The 17,384-nt window shown below is 69.3% G+C and carries 16 protein-coding genes; 7 read left to right on the forward strand and 9 right to left on the reverse strand.

The genetic code is table 11. The features are described from left to right. Nucleotides 1-51: 51 nt before the first annotated feature. Both QZ588_RS00085 and QZ588_RS00090 read right to left on the reverse strand, forming a co-directional pair. Entirely contained in the window at nt 52-2,136 is a 2,085-nt protein-coding gene (locus tag QZ588_RS00085) for a M3 family metallopeptidase (protein ID WP_295538268.1), read from the reverse strand. Between the two features lie 174 nt (nt 2,137-2,310). Continuing rightward, complete coding sequence (locus tag QZ588_RS00090; protein ID WP_295538270.1) at nt 2,311-2,934, reverse strand: CNP1-like family protein; 624 nt, start codon at nt 2,932-2,934, stop codon at nt 2,311-2,313. A 139-nt stretch (nt 2,935-3,073) separates the two neighbouring features. Here QZ588_RS00090 and QZ588_RS00095 point away from each other — a divergent pair, with 139 nt between their 5' ends. The 3 genes from QZ588_RS00095 to QZ588_RS00105 all read left to right on the forward strand — a co-directional run bounded on the left by QZ588_RS00095 (nt 3,074) and on the right by QZ588_RS00105 (nt 5,217). Then, nucleotides 3,074-3,613: a gamma carbonic anhydrase family protein gene (locus QZ588_RS00095; protein ID WP_295538274.1), complete on the forward strand. Its 540-nt coding sequence runs from the start codon at nt 3,074-3,076 to the stop codon at nt 3,611-3,613. A 47-nt stretch (nt 3,614-3,660) separates the two neighbouring features. Further along, complete coding sequence (locus QZ588_RS00100) at nt 3,661-4,320, forward strand: SCO family protein (protein ID WP_295538276.1); 660 nt, start codon at nt 3,661-3,663, stop codon at nt 4,318-4,320. 240 nt (nt 4,321-4,560) lie between these two features. Then, nucleotides 4,561-5,217: a c-type cytochrome gene (locus QZ588_RS00105; RefSeq protein ID WP_295538278.1), complete on the forward strand. Its 657-nt coding sequence runs from the start codon at nt 4,561-4,563 to the stop codon at nt 5,215-5,217. Nucleotides 5,218-5,377: 160 nt separating this feature from the next. Here QZ588_RS00105 and QZ588_RS00110 read toward each other — a convergent pair whose 3' ends face one another. Next, nucleotides 5,378-5,920, reverse strand: a complete 543-nt coding sequence (locus tag QZ588_RS00110) for a hypothetical protein (protein ID WP_295538280.1) — start codon at nt 5,918-5,920, stop codon at nt 5,378-5,380. 188 nt (nt 5,921-6,108) lie between these two features. On the opposite strand from QZ588_RS00110, the gene QZ588_RS00115 reads away from it, so the two are divergent. After that, on the forward strand, nt 6,109-6,876 hold the full coding sequence (locus tag QZ588_RS00115) for a thiopurine S-methyltransferase (RefSeq protein ID WP_295538282.1): 768 nt from the start codon (nt 6,109-6,111) through the stop codon (nt 6,874-6,876). 57 nt (nt 6,877-6,933) lie between these two features. Here QZ588_RS00115 and der read toward each other — a convergent pair whose 3' ends face one another. The 6 genes from der to rlmN all read right to left on the reverse strand — a co-directional run bounded on the left by der (nt 6,934) and on the right by rlmN (nt 13,734). Continuing rightward, nucleotides 6,934-8,322, reverse strand: a complete 1,389-nt coding sequence (gene der / locus QZ588_RS00120; RefSeq protein ID WP_295538284.1) for a ribosome biogenesis GTPase Der — start codon at nt 8,320-8,322, stop codon at nt 6,934-6,936. A gap of 23 nt (nt 8,323-8,345) precedes the next feature. After that, on the reverse strand, nt 8,346-9,746 hold the full coding sequence (gene bamB / locus QZ588_RS00125; protein WP_295538287.1) for an outer membrane protein assembly factor BamB: 1,401 nt from the start codon (nt 9,744-9,746) through the stop codon (nt 8,346-8,348). After that, nucleotides 9,743-10,378: a tetratricopeptide repeat protein gene (locus QZ588_RS00130; RefSeq protein ID WP_295538289.1), complete on the reverse strand. Its 636-nt coding sequence runs from the start codon at nt 10,376-10,378 to the stop codon at nt 9,743-9,745. The genes bamB and QZ588_RS00130 overlap by 4 nt, the downstream gene beginning before the upstream one ends. A gap of 151 nt (nt 10,379-10,529) precedes the next feature. Next, nucleotides 10,530-11,798 (reverse strand): histidine--tRNA ligase, encoded by a 1,269-nt coding sequence (hisS, locus tag QZ588_RS00135; protein ID WP_295538292.1) that lies wholly within the window; start codon nt 11,796-11,798, stop codon nt 10,530-10,532. A gap of 83 nt (nt 11,799-11,881) precedes the next feature. After that, nucleotides 11,882-12,637 carry a type IV pilus biogenesis/stability protein PilW gene (gene pilW / locus QZ588_RS00140; protein WP_295538294.1) on the reverse strand — a complete coding sequence of 252 codons (756 nt, stop codon included), beginning with the start codon at nt 12,635-12,637 and terminating at the stop codon, nt 11,882-11,884. Further along, nucleotides 12,634-13,734, reverse strand: coding sequence for a 23S rRNA (adenine(2503)-C(2))-methyltransferase RlmN (gene rlmN, locus QZ588_RS00145; protein WP_295538296.1), 1,101 nt, complete (start codon nt 13,732-13,734; stop codon nt 12,634-12,636). The genes pilW and rlmN overlap by 4 nt, the downstream gene beginning before the upstream one ends. Before the next feature lie 255 nt (nt 13,735-13,989). Here rlmN and QZ588_RS00150 point away from each other — a divergent pair, with 255 nt between their 5' ends. From QZ588_RS00150 to QZ588_RS00160, 3 genes are all read left to right on the forward strand, one after another. After that, complete coding sequence (locus tag QZ588_RS00150; RefSeq protein WP_295538298.1) at nt 13,990-14,943, forward strand: acetyltransferase; 954 nt, start codon at nt 13,990-13,992, stop codon at nt 14,941-14,943. Between the two features lie 120 nt (nt 14,944-15,063). Beyond that, complete coding sequence (locus QZ588_RS00155) at nt 15,064-15,525, forward strand: OsmC family protein (RefSeq protein WP_295538301.1); 462 nt, start codon at nt 15,064-15,066, stop codon at nt 15,523-15,525. Nucleotides 15,526-15,551: 26 nt separating this feature from the next. Further along, on the forward strand, nt 15,552-17,306 hold the full coding sequence (locus QZ588_RS00160) for a RyR domain-containing protein (protein ID WP_295538304.1): 1,755 nt from the start codon (nt 15,552-15,554) through the stop codon (nt 17,304-17,306). Nucleotides 17,307-17,384: the final 78 nt, after the last annotated feature.

The following is a 17,384-nucleotide window of genomic DNA, read 5'->3' on the forward strand; positions in this document are numbered from 1 at the left end:
TCCGACCCGCGATCGCGGCGGGCGCGAGGCGGCGCTGCAACCAGTCCAATACTATAGCGCATCGTCCGCTTGCTGCCTATCGGCAGCGCCGCCGGCCGCTTGCACGGCGGTGCCGATGCCGCTGTGGCGGAGTAGGGCATCGACCCTGGGCTCGCGGCCGCGGAAGGCGGTGAAAAGATCCATGGCGTCCGCCGAGCCGCCGCGCTCGAGGATCAGCTCGCGGAAGGCGCGGCCCGTGTCGGGGTCGAAGACGCCGCGCGCTTCGAACAGCGAGAAGGCGTCCGCCGACAGCACCTCGGCCCATTTGTAGCTGAAATAGCCCGCGGCGTAGCCGCCGGCGAAGATGTGCGAGAAGCCGTGGGCGAAGCGGTTCCAGGCCGGCGGCTTGAGCACGGCGACCTGGTCGCGAACCTGATCCAGGATGTCGTAGACGCGTGCACCCCGGGCCGGGTCGTATTCCAGGTGCAGGCGGAAGTCGAACAGGGAGAACTCGAGCTGGCGCACCATCTGCATGGCCGATTGGAAGTGCTTGGCGTCGAGCAGGCGCTGGAACAGATCCTGGGGGATGGGGGCGCCGGTTTCGTGGTGACGCGCAAACAAATCCAGGGATTCTCGCTCCCAGCACCAGTTCTCGAGGAATTGGCTCGGCAGCTCCACGGCATCCCAGGGCACGCCGTGGATGCCGGCGACGGGTGGGTAGTCCACGCGCGTGAGCATGTGGTGCAGGCCGTGGCCGAATTCGTGGAACAGGGTCTCCACCTCGCGGTGGGTGAGCAGGCTCGGGTGGCCCGCCACCGGCGGCGTGAAGTTGCAGACCAGATAAGCCACCGGCAGCTGCGTGCGCCCGGCCATGACCATGCGGCTCACGGCGCCGTTCATCCAGGCGCCACCCTGCTTTTTCTGCCGCGCGAAGGGGTCGAGGTAGCACTCGGCGCGGGGGCTGCCGTCGGTATCGCGGATGACGTAACGGCGCACGTCCGGGTGCCAGGTGTTATCCGCCGGGGCCGGCTCGATCGCCACGTCGAAGAGCTTCTCGGCGACGCGGAACATGCCGCTGATGACGCCTTCCAGGGGGAAGTAGGGCTTGAGGGCCTCGTCGCTGATGTCGAAGCGCGCCACCCGCAGCTTCTCGCCGTAATACATGAGGTCCCAGGGGGCGAGGTCTTCCAGGCCGTCGCTGTCGCGGGCGAAGTCCCGTAGCTCCTGCAGTTCGGCGCGGGCCTGGGGCACGGCGCGGGCGGCCAGGTCGTGCAGGAACCCCATGACTTCGTCCGTGTCACGGGCCATCTTCGGGGCCAGGGACAGCTCGGCGTAGTTGGCAAAGCCCAACAGCTGCGCCTGCTCGTGGCGCAGCGCCAGGATTTCTTCCATCACGGGCGTGTTGTCCCACTGGCCGGCCTGCGGGCCACGGTCGGAGGCGCGGGTGCTGAAGGCCTCGTAGACCTCCCGACGCAGATTGCGGTCCTGGGCGTGCTTCATGACCGGCTCGAAGGACGGGAAATCGAGCGTCAGCACCCAGCCGTCGAGGCCGCGCGACTCGGCCTCGTGCCTGGCGAGCGCCTGGGCCGCCGCCGGCATGCCGGCGAGCGCCGCCGCGTCGGTGAAGTGCTTGTGCCAGCCGTTGGTGGCATCCAGCACGTTCTCGGCGAACTGGTTGGTGAGTTGGCTCAGGCGTTGGCTGATGGCGCGAAAACGCGCCTTCTTGTCTTCCGGCAGGTCGACGCCGGCGAGGTGCAGGTCGCGCAGGGTGTTGGCGAGCATCTTGCGCTGGGCGTCGTCGAGGCCCGGCTGTTCGGTCACCTTTTGGTAGCCGCGGTAGAGCGCCGTGTTCTGGCCGACCTCGCTGGCGTAGTCGGACAGCTTGGGCAGGCAGGCATTGTAGGCGGCGCGCAGGGCCTCGGAGTTCATCACCGAGTTGAGGTGGCTCACCGGCGACCAGGCCCGCGACAGGCGGTCGTCCTCGAGCTCGATGCGCGCGACGAAGCGCTCCCAGGTGGCCGTGTCCGCCTGGGCGCCGAGCTCGGCCACCAGCGCGCGGCCGTCGGCGAGCAGCTGGTCGATGGCGGGCTCGACGTGCTCGGGCTGAATGCGCTGGAAATCGGGGAGGAGGCGATCCTCGAGGAGCGGGTTGGTCATTGCTGGCGGTTTCCGTCGGCTGTGTGAGTGTTTGGGCGGGCCCGGTGCGTTGCGGCCCGGTGCTGCATCGAGAACTCGGTCCCGATGCGGCGGTTTCAATCATGCACAGCCGCTGCCGCCGCAAGCAGGGGCCCGGCCGCGCCCGCGGGCGAGGCGGAGCGCCCGCGCCCACGCTCAATCCGGCAGGAAGCCCGCGTTATCCACGCCCGGCACGCGCCCGCTCGCGAGCATGCGCAGCTGATCGGTGCGCGGGCGCGGCTCGAAGGCCAGGTGCGTGCACAGATAGTGCCGCCAGAGTTCGTAGTGCAGTCGGTCGCCGCCCTCGCTGACACGTATCCAGGTGGACTGCTCGCCGCTGGCCCTGAAGCGCCCGTCAGTGCCATAGGCGTAGCTGGTCCATCGGCCGTTCGGCGTGCAGCGCAGGCCTTCGAAGCTGACGTTGCGGGCGCCGCTGGCGGACTCGGTCACCAGCGTGTAGCGCACCACGCCGTCGCTGCCGGTCTGCAGGCTGCGGGTATCGATGTAATGTGTGAGCCTCTGCGCCGGCCCGTCGAGCTTGACTTCGACCAGGTCGTCGTCCCGCGGCCAGGCGGGGAGGCTGTAGTCGCCTTCCGTCCACTTGGGGCCGGGCGTGAAGCTCTTCGGCGTGGGCGCCTCCGGGTCGGGCTTGAAGGGCGTTTCGCCGTAGCCCCCGAGTCGACCCTGACAGCCTGCGAGCAGGCAGATGGCGGCCAGGGGCAGGGCGAGTCGGAGGTTGGTCGAGGGCCGCCGCGGCGACGGTGATCGGTCGGGAAGCATCGCGAGCGCCTGCTGCAGCTGGTGCGAACGGGATACATGATGATAACAAAGGACCGCGGCGCCACCGATGTGGCCGCCGGCGCCGCCGGGCGCGTGTTAGCATGATCGCCGTTATTTCAGCCATACGCCCGGGGGCCGCATGAACAACGTCCGCAGCTTCCAAGGACTGGAACCGCGCATTGCGCCTGATGCCTACATCGACGAGAGCGCCGTCGTCCTTGGCGACGTCGAGGTGGGGGCACAGGCATCCATCTGGCCCATGGCAGTGTTGCGGGGCGATATCCATCGCATTCATATCGGTGCTGGCAGTAATGTCCAGGATGGCAGCGTCCTGCACGTCTCCCACGATAGCCGCTTCCTGCCAGGCGGCGCCCCCACCATCGTGCACGATCGGGTTACCATTGGTCATCAGGCAACGCTGCACGGATGCGAGATCCACGATCACTGTCTGGTCGGCATCGGTGCCCGGGTGCTCGATCGCGCCGTGCTGCGGCCGCGCGTCATGCTGGCGGCCGGCGCCCTGGTGCCGCCCGGCAAGAAGCTCGATGGCGGCTGGCTCTACGTGGGGGCGCCGGCGAAGCGTGTCCGGGCACTGACGGACCTGGAGCTTGAGTATCTGGACTATGCCGCGGTGCACTACATGGATCTGGCGCTGCGTCACCGCGCCACCGCCGGCTGACAATCCGCGCGCTTAGCGGGCACAGGCAGACATCGGTACGATCGTCGATGCGCGTCAATCGTGGCCAGCGCCCGCCGTGGACTCCGCCGGCGCCGCTATTGGCGCCACTGCTGGCCGTGCTGGCACTCGCCGGCTTGCTGGCCTGGCTGCTCTGGGCTTGGCAGCCGGGTCACCCGCCCGGCGACGCGCATCGCCAGCTCGACCTTGCCGGCGCGCCTGAGGGCGGCGATTTTACCCTGCAGTCCGTGCACGGGCCGGTGGCCTTGTCCGATTTCCGCAGTCGGGTGGTGTTGCTGTACTTCGGCTATGCCGCCTGCCCCGACATCTGTCCCACGAATCTCGCCATCATCGGCTATGCCCTGAAACAGCTCACCGCGGCGGAGCGTGAGCAGGTGCAGGTGTTGTTCGTCAGCGTCGATCCCGCGCGCGATGATCTTGAGCGTCTGGCCGAGTACGCCGCCTATTTCGATCCTGGCATCCTCGGCATCACGGGCGCCGAAGCGGCGGTGGCGGAGGCCGCCGCACGCTACGGCGCCGCGTATCGGCGCACGCAAGCGCCCGATTCCGCCATGGGTTACCTGATCGATCACTCGTCGTTTACTTATGTCGTCGATCAGCATGGGCAGCTGGTGGACACCCTCCCGCACGCAACGCCGGCGGCGGTGATCGTCGCGCGCCTGCGCGCATTGTTGTCGGCGCCGTCGTGAGTCGGGCGCCCACGCCCGCACGGGCCCGGTGACAGCGGCCCTGCGAGGGCACCTGAATCAGGAACTTTCGGGCGCGATGCTCGTCCATACCGGCAGCTTGCGGCGTGTGCAGGACATTGACCTATATTGCTGTCTGCTGATATATATAGTCGGCTTAGAGGCTTAGGTACTGAGTCCGTTGCGGGGCACAGCCGGCCGCAGGGCAAAGAACATTCAACGACCATCGACTCGGAAGGTGCCATGAAGATTTCGCTGAGCTCAGCACTCGCCGCTACCGCATTGCTCGCCGCCGGAGCCACACTCGCATCCCCAGCGTCAGAATCCGGGGCCAGCTTCGGTATCGACGGTGATCCGGCCAAGGGTAAGGAGAAGGCGAGCCAGATCTGCCAGGCCTGTCATGGCATGGACGGCAACGGTATCCCCGGCCAGCCGGTGTGGCCCAAGCTCGCCGGTCAGCATCCGGAGTACATCTACAAGCAGCTCATGAACTTCAAGAATAACGACCGCTACAACGTGCAGATGTCGCCGATGGCCATGCCGCTGACCGAAGAAGAGGTCAGGAATCTGGCGGTCTACTACGCCTCCCTCGAGCAGTCCGGTGGCACCGCCGAGGCGGCGCTGGTGGAAAAGGGCGAGAAGATCTATCGCGCCGGCAATCCGCAGACCGGCGTCCCCGCCTGCACCGGTTGCCACGGGCCGGCGGGCCTCGGCAGCAACCTGGCGAAGTTTCCGCGCGTCGCCGGCCAGCACTCCGAGTATGTGGCGCAAACCCTCCAGCATTTCCGCTCCCACGAGCGGGCCAACGACCCCAACGGTATGATGCGCGGCGTCGCCGGCAACATGACCGATGACGAGATCAAGGCGGTGGCGGCATACATCGAAGGCCTGAGCCGATAACGCCGCCGTCGCGCCGGCCGGCCCTGTTTCGGCTGTTCAGTCCAGCCGTCCAAGCCGGCCGCCCGGCCGGATACCCTCCAGCGGTGCCTGCGGTAACGCCGCAGGCACCGCGACCTTGAACGGGTGGCTGTCGGATTGTCCGCACCCTCATGCGGCTTGCTCAATCCTGCACGTAGAAGAATGTCCAGGGCCCGGCCCCCAGGTCGGCGAGCGCACTGGTCAGGGCAGGCAGCGGCGACGCCTCGGCGGGAAAGACTTCTTCTACCATGATCAGGCTGCGGCCCACGCCTGCGTGCCGACCCCAGCGCCAGTCGAGGGCGGGTGTCCGGACGTCGCAGCCACAACAGTGCAGGGGCAGGGTGGCGTCGGCACCCATGGGCGGCCCGCCCGCCGCCGTTGCAGGGTCGGGCAATTGCATGCGCCACGCCCGCAGCGGTGCGCCACAGCGCGGACAGCGCGGCGGTCGCGTGTTGCGACCCCACAACACGCGGGGTGCGGCACTCGGCGGCGGCACTCGCAACCAAGGCCCGGCGGCGACCTGTGACGACGCATCGCCGCCGAACTGTACCGCGCAGCCCGTGAAGCCGATGAGCTCGCCCAGCGCCGGCCCGGCGATGAAGGCGTCCGGCGTGGCGCCCTGCCGCGTGGCTCCAAGCAGGCCGAGTGCCCGCAGAGCACCAACCAGCGTCGCTGGTGCGAGCATTTGCCATGGGTCCTCCGGCGTGAGTATCAGACGGCCCGTGTGCAAGACGGGCGCTGTGGAAATCATCGTCATTCGGGGCTCGCTTCAATGCTGCTTAAAGGCGACAGCCTGCTATCAACAACTATTTTCGGTGCGTTCGCAAGCCCGGCGTCCTTGCCGCGCGCACAGGCGACACGCCGGAGCATGAGATGACACCCGAGTTTTGGCACCAGCGCTGGCAACACGGCGAGACCGGCTGGCACAGTGCGTCTATCAATCGCCATCTCACCGAGCACTGGCCCGCACTCGGCGTGCCCGTTACGGGCCGCGTGCTGGTCCCCCTGTGTGGCAAGAGTCTGGATCTGCTCTGGCTTGCCGGTCAGGGCCATCGGGTGCTCGGGATCGAGCTCAGTACCATCGCCGCCGAGGCCTTCTTCCGCGACAATGACCTGACGCCGCAGATCACGGATCTGAGCCCGGCGCCCTTCCAGCGCTTTGCGGTGGACGAACTGGTGTTGCTGGTGGGGGATTTCTTTGACCTGACACCGGCCCTGGTGCAGGCCGAGATCGGCCTGGAGGGCGGGGTGGGTGACGCCGCGCGCCCCAGCATCGACGCCGTCTACGATCGTGCCGCGCTCATTGCATTGCCCCCGCCGTTGCGTGAGGCATACGCGGCGCATCTGACGGCCTTGCTGGACGCGACCACATCGGCCGCGGTATCCCCAGCGTCTTTATTGATTTCACTCGACTACGATCAAGCGCGAATGCAAGGCCCGCCGTTCGCCGTGAGCGAGGCGGAGGTGCGGCGCTTGTTCGGCGGTGCCTTCCACATCGAAGCCCTGGCGGCCTTCGACGCGCTGGCCGAGAATCCTCGCTTCCGTGAGCGCGGCCTCGATCGGCTGGTGGAGCATGTCTATCAACTCTCGTTGCGTCCGCAAGCGGATGCACCCGGCATGGCCGCAGCACCCCAGGCCTGATGCCGACGGCGAGCGCCTCTCGCCCGGATCCCGGCCGCGCTCGCAGGTCCGGTGCCATCATCCCTTGCGACGGACGAAGTCCTTCAGGCGCTGGCGCTTGCGGGCTTGGCGCGGGCTGAGCCGATTGCGGCGGCCGGCGTAGGGATTATCGCCGGAGCGCAGTTCCAGGCGCAGGGGCGTGCCGGCGAGGGCCAGCGCACCGCGAAAGCGATTCATCAGATAGCGGCGATAGGCGGCGGGCAGGGCCTCGGTTTGATTGCCATGGATCACGATGATGGGCGGGTTGCGGCCGCCCTGGTGGGCATAGCGCAGCTTGATGCGTCGCCCGTGCACCAGCGGCGGCTGGTGTGCCTGCACCGCATCCTCCAGTAGCCGGGTGAGGAGCGGCGTGGGCAGTTCGCGCATGGCGTTGGCATAAGCCGCGTCGGCGGCATCCAGCAGCAGTCCGACGCCGCTGCCGTGCAACGCTGAGACGCGGTGTACCGCCGCAAAATCCAGAAAGCCAAGGCGGCGCTCGTACTCGTGCCTGATGCGCTGGCGCTGCTCCGGGTCCAGCCCATCCCATTTGTTGATGGCCACCACCAGGGCGCGTCCGGCCTCGACGATATGGCCCGCCAGCGTGGCATCCTGCTCGCCGATGCCGAGCCGGGCATCCAACACCAGAATCACGACATGGCAGGCCTCGATGGCCTGCAGCGTTTTGATGATGCTGAATTTCTCAACCGCGTCAGAAACTCTGGCCCGGCGCCGCACCCCGGCGGTGTCGATGAGCGTGTAGCGATGCTCACCCACATCGAAGGGTATGGCGACGCTGTCGCGGGTGGTGCCCGGGCTGTCGTAGGCCACTACGCGCTCTTCACCGAGGATGCGGTTGATCAGCGTGGATTTGCCGGCGTTGGGCCGACCCACCACAGCGACACGCACGCGTGCATCATCAACGGCCGCCGCGTCCTCGGCGGGCGGCAGCCGGGTGCAGACGTGCTGCATGAGGGCGGCGACGCCGCGGCCCTGGCTGGCCGCGATGAGCCAGGGGTCGCCGAGACCCAGACTGTGGAATTCCGCCGCGGCCAGGACCTCGGCCAGGTGGTCGATCTTGTTCACCACCGGTGTCAGTGGCTTGCCGGTGCGGCGCAGACTGGCGGCGATGTCGAGATCGCCGGCGGTCACGCCGTCGCGGGCGTCGAGCAGAAACAGCAGGTGATCGGCCTCGGCGATGGCCTGCTGCACCTGCCGCTCCATCAGGGCTTCAACGCCATCGCCGCCGCTGATGCCGCCGGTGTCGACGACCACATAGCGCTCTGGACCCAGCTTGCCGATGCCGTATTGACGATCGCGGGTGAGACCCGGGAAATCCGCCACCAGGGCATCCCGGGTCTGGGTGAGACGGTTGAAGAGCGTCGACTTGCCGACGTTCGGCCGTCCGACCAGGGCGATGACCGGCAGCATCGATGTCGTGTCCTGTGGCGTGCTCAGGGGGTGGTGCCGCTCGCCTGCGGCGCTGTGCTGGACCCATCCTCGCCGGCTGGGGCCGCTGCGCTGGATGGTGCCGGATCGGTCGGCGGCAGCCGGGTTGGCGCCGCCGCCTCTGGGGCCACGCCCGGCGGCAGCGGTGGCGGATCATCCCGATCGAGCGCCGGTGACACCACCGCCGCCGCGCCGCCGGTGGCCGCGCGGGCGCTGGGCCGCAGCGCCGCGACGGTGCCGTCGTTGGCATAGACATAGGCGACGCCGCCGGCCACCACCGGCCGATGGCCGATGCGCGCCCTGGCGACGCGCTCGAAGCCCAGCAGGGCGCCATCGCGGCGCGAGAGCAAGTGGACATAACCGTCCAGGTCCGCCACCACCAGGTCGTCGCCGAGCAGGGCGGGGGCGGTGACACGCCGATGGCGCAAGCCTTCCTGGCGCCAGAGGCCGGCGCCGTCGGCCGGGCTGGCTGCCCACAGGTTATCGTCGGAGTCGGTGATATACAGGGCCGTTGCGTCCGCGCTGAGTCCGGCATGGGCGGAGAGCTCGCGGCGCCACAGGACATCGCCGCTGGGGATGTCCACCGCGGCCAGGTCGCCGTTGTAGGTGGCCACATAGGCCGTGTCGCCGACCACCACCGGCTCGGCGTCGACGTCGGCGATGCGCTCCAGCTCGCTGCGGCCGCGGGGCGGCGTGATGATGACCTCCCACAGGGGCAGGCCGCGCTCCAGCTCCACGTGCACCAGGCGCCCGCCGGAGACACCGATGATGGCGCCTTCGGCGGTGGCGACCGGCGAGCTGGTGCCGTGCAGGGTCAGCACCGGGGCCGGAAAGCTGTAGCGCCAGCGCTCGCCGCCGTCCGCCCGGTCGAAGGCGTAGAGGGTGTCGTCGACGGTGTGCACCAGCACCAGGTCGCCGATGATGCGGGGCACGGAGACGACTTCGCTGTCCAGCTGGGCGCGCCAGCGCTGAGCGCCGTCGCGCGTCGACAGTGCCACCAGGTCGCCATCCGTTGAGCCGAGCACCAGGGTGTCACCCTGCACGTCCGGTCCACCGCTGAACGGAAAATCCGTTTTGCGCTCCCAGATGATGCGCCCATCCCCCGGCGACAGGGCGGCGACGCCGCCGCGCGCATCGGCGGCATAGAGGCGCCCGTCAGCGACGGCGGGCAGCAGGCGCAGCTGGCGCTCGTCCGTGCCTTTGCCGATGCGCGTGCGCCAGAGCACCTGTGGCACGGCTCGCTGGGTCATTTTTTTGTCCAGCGGTGTCGGCGGTGTCGGATCGCGCTCGCCCCCGAGCCACGGCAGTTGCGCGCAGCCGCCGAGCAGCACCGCCAGCGCCGCGGCGCAGGTCCAGCCGACGGGCAAGCCCGCGCGGCTGCTTGTGGCCGGGTTAAGCGACCTCATGATGCCGTGTCCACAGGCAGATCCTGCAGCTTGAGTTCGATGAGCCGCGCGTTGGCCACACCGCCCTCGAGGGCGCGCTGATAGGCGGCGCGGGCGTCCTCGACCCGCCCCTCGGCGGCGGCGATGTCGCCGCGCAGCGCCGCGAAGTCTGCGGCGAAGGCGGCGTCGTCGCCGTACTGCCCGATGGTGGTGGTGGCTGCTGCCAGCGCACCCCGATCGAGCTGTACCCGGGCCAGGCGCAGCGCCGCCAATGTGGTGAGCGCCGGATCGGGTGCCCGCTCGATGGCCATGCGCAGGGCGGTTTCGGCGCCGATGGGGTCGTCGGCGGCGAGTGCCAGCTGGGCGCGGGTGAGTGCGGCGAACATGGCATAGGGCGTCGAGCCATAATCCTCGACGATGGCGTCCACCTGTCTCTGGGCCGACGTGGCGCCGCCGGCTTCCGCGGTCATCAGCAACTGCTCGTAGGCGATGCTGCCGCGCTCGGCCAGGGTGGTGCGGTAGTCGACCCAGGTGCGCCAGCCGATGACGCCGCCGAGACCAATGACGACGCCGCCGATGACGGCGACGCCATTGGCCTTCCACCAGCGCTTGATCGCTTCGACTTTCTCTTCGTCAGTGTCCAGCTCTGCCATGACTGCTCCGTCGTGATTGCTTGGGTCGGGGCGCGACCATTGATAGGTTCGTCGGCGATACGACTGCCGTCAGGCGGCGTTCGCCTCGATGCGAATCGATACACCGCTCGCCTGTGCGCCTGCGGCCGTTGTCGAGCCACAACGCCATGGCCTACCGGGCATTACAGGTTTCACGCAGGACGGCGACCGCCGCATCGAAGCTCAGCGTGCGCTGCTCGCCGCCGCCGCCGCGCAGGGGCTTGCACGAGACCGTGCCGGCGGCGGCTTCGTCGTCGCCCAGGATCAGCGCCAGGCGGGCGCCGCTTTTGTCCGCCTTCTTGAACTGGCGCTTGAAGCTGCCGCCGCCGCAATGGGTGAGCAGCCTGAGACCGGGAACGGCGTCGCGCAGGCGCTCGGCGAGCCCGGGCGCAGCGGCGGCGGCGCGCTCGCCGAGTGCGACCAGATAGGCGTCGGGGCCGGTGGTGATGGCGCTGGTGTCGATGAGGTCGAGCAGGCGCTCGGTGCCCAGGGCGAAGCCCACGGCGGGCGTCTCTCTGCCGCCGAGCTGCGCCACCAGCCCATCATAGCGCCCGCCGGCGCAGACCGTGCCCTGGGCGCCGAGGGCGTCGGTGATCCACTCGAAGACGGTGCGGTTATAGTAGTCGAGTCCGCGCACCAGGCGCGGATTGATGCGGTAGCCGATGCCGATGTCGTCCAATCCGGCGCAAAGGGCGTCGAAATGCGTGCGGCTCGCCTCGCCCAGGTAGTCGAGCAGGCTCGGTGCGGCGGCGATGACCGCTGCCAGGTCGGGGTTCTTGCTGTCGAGCACGCGCAGGGGGTTGGTCTCGAGGCGCCGGCGGCTGTCGTCGTCCAGGGCCGTCTCGTGGGCGCGCAGGTGGTTCACCAAGTCGGCGCGGTAGCGGGCGCGCTCCCCGGCATCGCCCAGGCTGTTCAGCTCCAGACGCAGGTCCGTGAGCCCCAGCGCCTGCCACAGCCGCCGGGTCATGACGATGATCTCCAGGTCGATATCCGGCCCGGCGAGACCGAAGGCCTCGACGCCGATCTGGTGGAACTGGCGGTAGCGGCCCCGCTGCGGGCGCTCGCGCCGGAACATGGGGCCGCGGTACCAGATGCGCTGGGGCTGCTCGAGCAGGCCGTGCTCCAGGGCGGCGCGCACGCAGCTGGCGGTGCCCTCGGGGCGCAGCGCAAGGCGGTCGCCACCGCGGTCCTCGAAGGCATACATTTCTTTTTCGACGATATCGGTCACCTCGCCGATGGAGCGCTTGAACAGCTCCACGGGCTCGAGCAGCGGCGTGCGCATCTCGCGGTAGCCGTAGCCTTCGACGACGGCGCGGGCGTGGTCCTCCAGGTGCTGCCAGATGGGGGCCTGCTCGGGCAGCACGTCGTGCATGCCGCGGATGGCTTGCAATCGCTCGGGCATTGGTGACTGGGCTCGGTGATGGATGTTGAAACGTTGCCGGGCGGTGCGGCGTCAGCGACCGACGATCGGCGTCGGCTGGAGCCTCAGAGCGCCATGATTTCGGGGGCGTCCGGAAATTGCCGCCGCAGCCGAGCCGCCAGGGTCTCGGCCGAGGCGCGGTTGCCCAGCGCCAGCTCGATGCGATGGGCCAGCAGCAGTGCCGCCGGGCTCGGGCGACCCACCCGGCCGTACCGGGTCATGTAGTCGCGGGCGAGCTGATAGTCGCCGCGCTGGTAGCTGAGCTGTGCCATGGCCAGCAGCGCTGGCGGGTAGCTGGCACTCTGCGACAAGGCTTCGCGCAGATAGCGCTCGGCCGCCTGCGAGCGCCCGGCGCGGCGCGAGCAGTCCGAGGCATTCATCAAGGCGACCTCGGGCGTTCGATAGAGCGGGCTCACCGCCGCCTCGCGAAACAGCTCGATGGCCTGGTCGTAGTCGCGGTCCACGCACAGCAGGGTGCCGTGGGCATTCAGCAGCTCCGGGTTGTCCGGCTCCAGCCGCAGGGCATCGGCGAAGTGACGGCTGGCCGCTTGCTGCTCGCCGAGCCGGCGATAGATGATCGCCAGCACATACTGCGCATCGGCGTTGTGCTTGTCTTCCCGGACTGCCCGCAGGCCGGCCGCCAGGGCCGCATCGAGCTGGCCGCGCTCGAAGTAGGCCGACGCCATACTGACATACAGGTCGGCGGGGCTGTCATCCTGCACCAGCCCCGTCACGGCGGCATCCCGTGTCGCGCGTCCGCCGCAGGCGGTAAGCAGGAGCAGCGCCAACACCAGGCAGGGCGCGCGGGCGTCGCGGGTCATGGGTGTGCCGGGACAGCCGCCGCCACGCGCCGCCGGCGCCGATCCTGCACGCGGCCCACCAGCTGGCCGCAGGCGGCGGCGATCTCGTCGCCGCGGGTCTTGCGGGTGGTGGCCACCAGCCCGGCGCGCTGCAGCCGCTGGCGGAAGCTGTCCACCCGCTCGGGCGGGCTGGTCTCGAAGCCGCTGCCCGAGAAGGGGTTGAACGGGATGAGGTTGACCTTGGACGGCGTGCCTTCCAGCAGGCGGATGAGCGCCTTGGCATGGGCGGGACTGTCGTTGACGCCGTCGAGCATGACGTATTCCCAGGTGATGCGCCGACGCGGGTCGCCGCGCAGGTAGGCGCGGCAGGCCGGGATCAGCATCTCCAGCGGGTACTTGCGATTGATGGGCACCAACGCGTCGCGCAGGCTGTTGTCCGGCGCGTGCAGGGACACCGCCAGGGCGATGTCGGTGACTTCGGCCAGGCGATAGATGTTGGGCACGATGCCCGACGTGGAGAGGGTCACGCGGTGCTTGGAGAGCATGTACGCCAGGTCATCGCGCATGATGTTGGTGGCCGTGACCACGGCGTCGAAGTTGGCCAGCGGCTCGCCCATGCCCATGAGCACGATGTTGGTGGGCGCTTGGCCCATACGCCGCACCGCATGACGCACCTGGGCGATGATCTCGCCGGCGCTGAGGTTGCGGTTGAAGCCCTGGCGGGCCGTGGCGCAGAAGGCACAGTCGAGTGCGCAGCCGACCTGGGATGAGACGCACAGCGTGGTGCGTCGCTCCTCGGGGATGAAGACCGTTTCCACGCGCTGGCCATCCGCGAGCTCCAGCAGCCATTTCACGGTGCCGTCCGCCGACGGCATCTCCGCGGCCACCGGCAGGCGGTCGATCCGGGCCTCGGCGGCGATCCGGGCGCGGAAGGCCTTGGGCAAGTCGGTCATGGCGTCGAAGTCGTCGACGTCATGCTTGTGGACCCACTTGAACAGGTTCCGGCCATGAAACGGCTTGCAGCCGAAGGTTTGGGCGAGGGTCTCGCAGCCGCGCAGATCGAGGCTGAGCAGATCGTGGCGGCCGTCGGCTGACGCGGCTGGCGGAGGAGTGATCATCGACCGGATCTTGTGTGCGGGAAAACCGGGGCATCGGCGTCGCCCGGGCCGGGCGGCATGGGCCGCGGCCGCTCGCGCGCTTACGTAAACCGCAAAGTATAGGCTGTGCGGGCACAGGCCGTCCAATGAGGACAGCTCGCGTTGGTGGGTGCGCCGACGCTCGTGCGCGCGCCAGCCATCGCGGGCATTCGCCTTTTCGCCACCTCAGGGTTACCCTTCACGCTGCATCGACACTGCGCCTGGGGTGAGATCGCAATGACTGATCACGACGTCTTCAACGGCGATGCCGACGGCATCTGTGCGCTGCAGCAGCTGCACCTGAGCGAGCCGCGCGAGGCCGTGCTGGTGACCGGCGTCAAGCGCGATATCGCCCTGGTCCAGCGCGTGCGCGCCCGGGCCGGCGACCGTGTCACGGTGCTGGATCTGTCGTTCGACAAAAATCGCGACGCCTGCCTGGCGCTGTTGGCGCAGGGTGCCGCCGTGTCCTACTTCGATCACCACTATGCCGGCGAGATCCCGGCGCATCCGGCGCTGGACGTCCACATCGAAACCCTGCCCGACAAGGGCACCAGCTTGCTGGTGGACGATTACCTGGGCGGCGCCCGGCGGGCGTGGGCGGTGGTTGGCACCTACGGCGACAATTTCGACGCCGCCGCCGCCCGCGCCGCCGAGCCGCTGGCGCTGGCCGACGCTGATCTGGCGCTGCTGCGCGAGCTGGGGATTCTCATCAACTACAACGGCTACGGCGCCACGGTGGAGGATCTGCATTTTCATCCCGCGGATTTGTTTCGGCAGCTGGCGCCCTATGCAGACCCGCTTGCCTTCGCGCGCGAGGATGCGGCCTTCGCGCAACTGCGCGAGGGCTATCGCGATGACATGGCGCGCGCCGAAGACGCCGAGCTGGTGCACCCCGGACCGCGCCACAGCTATGTCGTCCTGCCGGCGGCGCCCTGGGCGAGGCGGGTCAGCGGCGTGTATGCGAATGCCCTGGCGCAAGCCGAGCCGGCGCGTGCCCATGCCCTGCTCACCGGTGGCGTCGACGGCGGCTATGTGGTCAGTGTGCGGGCGCCGCTGAGCACGCGCGAGGGCGCCGACGCGCTGTGCCGTCAGTTCGAGACCGGCGGCGGTCGCAAAGCCGCCGCAGGCATCAATCACCTTCCCGAGGCGGCGCTGGAGGACTTCATCGCCGCCTTCGTCGCCGCCTTTTGAAAGCGCGTCGACCACGCTGCGCCGGGGCCCTGAGCTCGACTCAAGTCGAAACGATGCCGTCATCGCCGCTGCGCAGGCCCTTCACTCGTTCATGAACCCGCAAAGGGAGCTAGCCAACCCATGTCAGAAGAAGGTCGCTTCACGATCCACCTGGAGCAGCAGGAGGGTTATCAGATCAATGTCCGCTTCGATTGGAAGCACGCCGCCGATCTGCTGACCGATGAGCCACCCCCGCTGGGCGAAACCGGCGGACCCAACGCCTCGCGGCTGCTCGCCGCGGCCGCGGCCAATTGTCTCTCGGCGAGCCTGCTCTACTGCCTCAGCAAGGAGGATCCGCCGGACAGCAGCCTGCGTGCCGAAGCCACCTGCACCCTGGTGCGCAATGCACGACAGCGCCTGCGCATCGGCGGCCTGTCCGTGAAGCTCATCATCAACGACGAGCTGGCGGCCAGTAAGCGGTTCGAGCGCTGCAAGCACCTGTTCGAGGACTTCTGCGTGGTCTCCGCCAGCATTCGTGAGGGCATCCCCATCGCCGTGTCCGTGGTTGATGAGGCTGGACAGGTGCTGCACAACGCCGGCTGACCCGCCGCCACCGGACCGGCCGCGGCATGTTGCCCTGGCGCCTCGCGCCACTCGTCCTGTTGGACGGGGAGGGGCCGTCGCTGGCGACGGCCCGCGCCGTGCTCCGCGCCGACGGACTGCGCGTGCGTGAGCGCCGGCGCGGCGAGCGTATTCCACGGCACGCCCAACTGCTGCTGCTGGCGGCGGATGCACGTCTGCCCCGGCGCCTGGCGCAGGTGCGCGCCTCGCTGGCCGCGCGGCGCCGGCCGCTGCGGGTGGTGGTGCTGCACGAGCCGGATGCGGTCCAGGGCGAGTCGGAGCACGCGTCGAGCCTCGCCACCGGCGCCGACGCCACCGCCGGGATGCTGCGGCTGGAGTGGATGGACCCGCTGCGCACCGCGGCGCGGGTGATGTTCGCGCGCTGGCCACTGCATCGCGGCATGGACCCGCCGGCGGGCCAGGTGGCGCACCTGCTGATCGCGGGCTTCGGGTCCTTTGCGCGGGCCAGCTTTCTGCATGCGTTGCGCATCGGCCAGTACGCGCAGGACCCGCCGGTGGTGACGCTGGCGGCCGACCCGCCGGCCGCGTGGCGGGAGTGGATCGCAAGCCGCCATCCGCAGGCGCATGCCTGCGCGCGACTGCGCTGCACGGCGCTGTCGATGCCGGATCTGCGGGGCGCACCACCCCTGACCATGATGATCATCGGCGATGCCGACACCGCTGTGACGCTGACCCGCGCCCGCGCCCTGCGCGCGCACGCGGCGGCTCAGGGGGCGTCGCCGCTGGTGCTCCTGGCCACCGAAGACACCTGGCCCCAGGGTCGACTGGCGGACTGGGATGGCCAGTGCGTACCGCTGCAACCGCTGCGGCTCGCCTACTCGCGCGAGGTCCTGCTGGAAGGCCGCGATGATGCCCTGGCGGCGGTCATCCACGAGCACTACCGAGACACCTCCGCCGCGCAAGGGCGGGATCCGGCTGCGGCGCCTTCGGGGCTGCCATGGGCGCAGCTCGCCGGATCTTACAAAGACGCGAACCGCCACCAGGCGGACCACCTGTGGGCGAAGCTCGCCGTGACCGACTGCCGTGCCGTGCCGGAGGAGATGGTGGAGTCGTTCGCCTTCGCCCCCACCGAGGTGGAGCGGCTGGCGATCATCGAGCACCGCCGCTGGGCGGTGGAGCGCTGGCTCGACGGCTGGACCTACGGGCCGGAGCGCGACAATGCCCGCAAACGGCATCCGCAGCTGATTCCCTACGCCGAGCTCAGTGCCGCGATGCAGGATCTGGACCGCTTCGCCGTGCGTCTGGTGCCGGCGTTGCTCGCGCGCTCCGGACGCGGGGTCGTGCGCCGGCTGATCGTGGGTGTGCGCAGCGCCGGGGTGCACGCCGATCGCCGTGGCTTGCGCCGTGGCGTGCGAGCGGTGCTACGCGGGCTCGTGGCACGTTATCCGGATCGGGGACTGACGCTGGCGGTGGACCCGACGGATGCGGCGGCGAGACTGGTGGCGACGCAGGCGGCGGCACACCACGGTGCGGCGGTGTTCGTGCTGTTCGCGGCGCCGCTGCCGCGCCTGCTCGCGGCACAGTCGGCCGCGGATCAGCGGGACCTGTTGCGCCTGCTGAGCATCGCCGAGCGTCGTATTCAGCTGCCTGATCAGCCGGCGCTCGCAAGCTGGGTGGGTCATCGCGCCGAGATCCTGCTCGCGCTCGACGACGCCGCCGCCGGTGTGGCCGATTCCGACCCGCCGGCCAAGCGCGTGTACCTCAGCGCCGCAGGGGTCGCATCCTGGAACTTCGCCTATTGAGGCAAACATGGGGCAGGCCTCCGGCAAAGCCCGCGCCCTGTTGGCGGGAAACTGCGAGGCTCGGATCGATCTGTTATT

Origin of the sequence: uncultured Thiohalocapsa sp., from assembly GCF_913062725.1 — a bacterium.
Classification (GTDB): domain Bacteria; phylum Pseudomonadota; class Gammaproteobacteria; order Chromatiales; family Chromatiaceae; genus Thiohalocapsa.

What these genes read in the sequence shown, in the direction of transcription:
- QZ588_RS00085 (WP_295538268.1), bottom strand. Translation starts at nt 2,136, where the DNA reads ATGACCAACCCGCTCCTCGAGGATCGCCTCCTCCCCGATTTCCAGCGC.
- QZ588_RS00090 (WP_295538270.1), bottom strand. Translation starts at nt 2,934, where the DNA reads ATGCTTCCCGACCGATCACCGTCGCCGCGGCGGCCCTCGACCAACCTC.
- QZ588_RS00095 (WP_295538274.1), top strand. Translation starts at nt 3,074, where the DNA reads ATGAACAACGTCCGCAGCTTCCAAGGACTGGAACCGCGCATTGCGCCT.
- QZ588_RS00100 (WP_295538276.1), top strand. Translation starts at nt 3,661, where the DNA reads ATGCGCGTCAATCGTGGCCAGCGCCCGCCGTGGACTCCGCCGGCGCCG.
- QZ588_RS00105 (WP_295538278.1), top strand. Translation starts at nt 4,561, where the DNA reads ATGAAGATTTCGCTGAGCTCAGCACTCGCCGCTACCGCATTGCTCGCC.
- QZ588_RS00110 (WP_295538280.1), bottom strand. Translation starts at nt 5,920, where the DNA reads ATGCTCGCACCAGCGACGCTGGTTGGTGCTCTGCGGGCACTCGGCCTG.
- QZ588_RS00115 (WP_295538282.1), top strand. Translation starts at nt 6,109, where the DNA reads ATGACACCCGAGTTTTGGCACCAGCGCTGGCAACACGGCGAGACCGGC.
- der (WP_295538284.1), bottom strand. Translation starts at nt 8,322, where the DNA reads ATGCTGCCGGTCATCGCCCTGGTCGGACGGCCGAACGTCGGCAAGTCG.
- bamB (WP_295538287.1), bottom strand. Translation starts at nt 9,746, where the DNA reads ATGAGGTCGCTTAACCCGGCCACAAGCAGCCGCGCGGGCTTGCCCGTC.
- QZ588_RS00130 (WP_295538289.1), bottom strand. Translation starts at nt 10,378, where the DNA reads ATGGCAGAGCTGGACACTGACGAAGAGAAAGTCGAAGCGATCAAGCGC.
- hisS (WP_295538292.1), bottom strand. Translation starts at nt 11,798, where the DNA reads ATGCCCGAGCGATTGCAAGCCATCCGCGGCATGCACGACGTGCTGCCC.
- pilW (WP_295538294.1), bottom strand. Translation starts at nt 12,637, where the DNA reads ATGACCCGCGACGCCCGCGCGCCCTGCCTGGTGTTGGCGCTGCTCCTG.
- rlmN (WP_295538296.1), bottom strand. Translation starts at nt 13,734, where the DNA reads ATGATCACTCCTCCGCCAGCCGCGTCAGCCGACGGCCGCCACGATCTG.
- QZ588_RS00150 (WP_295538298.1), top strand. Translation starts at nt 13,990, where the DNA reads ATGACTGATCACGACGTCTTCAACGGCGATGCCGACGGCATCTGTGCG.
- QZ588_RS00155 (WP_295538301.1), top strand. Translation starts at nt 15,064, where the DNA reads ATGTCAGAAGAAGGTCGCTTCACGATCCACCTGGAGCAGCAGGAGGGT.
- QZ588_RS00160 (WP_295538304.1), top strand. Translation starts at nt 15,552, where the DNA reads ATGTTGCCCTGGCGCCTCGCGCCACTCGTCCTGTTGGACGGGGAGGGG.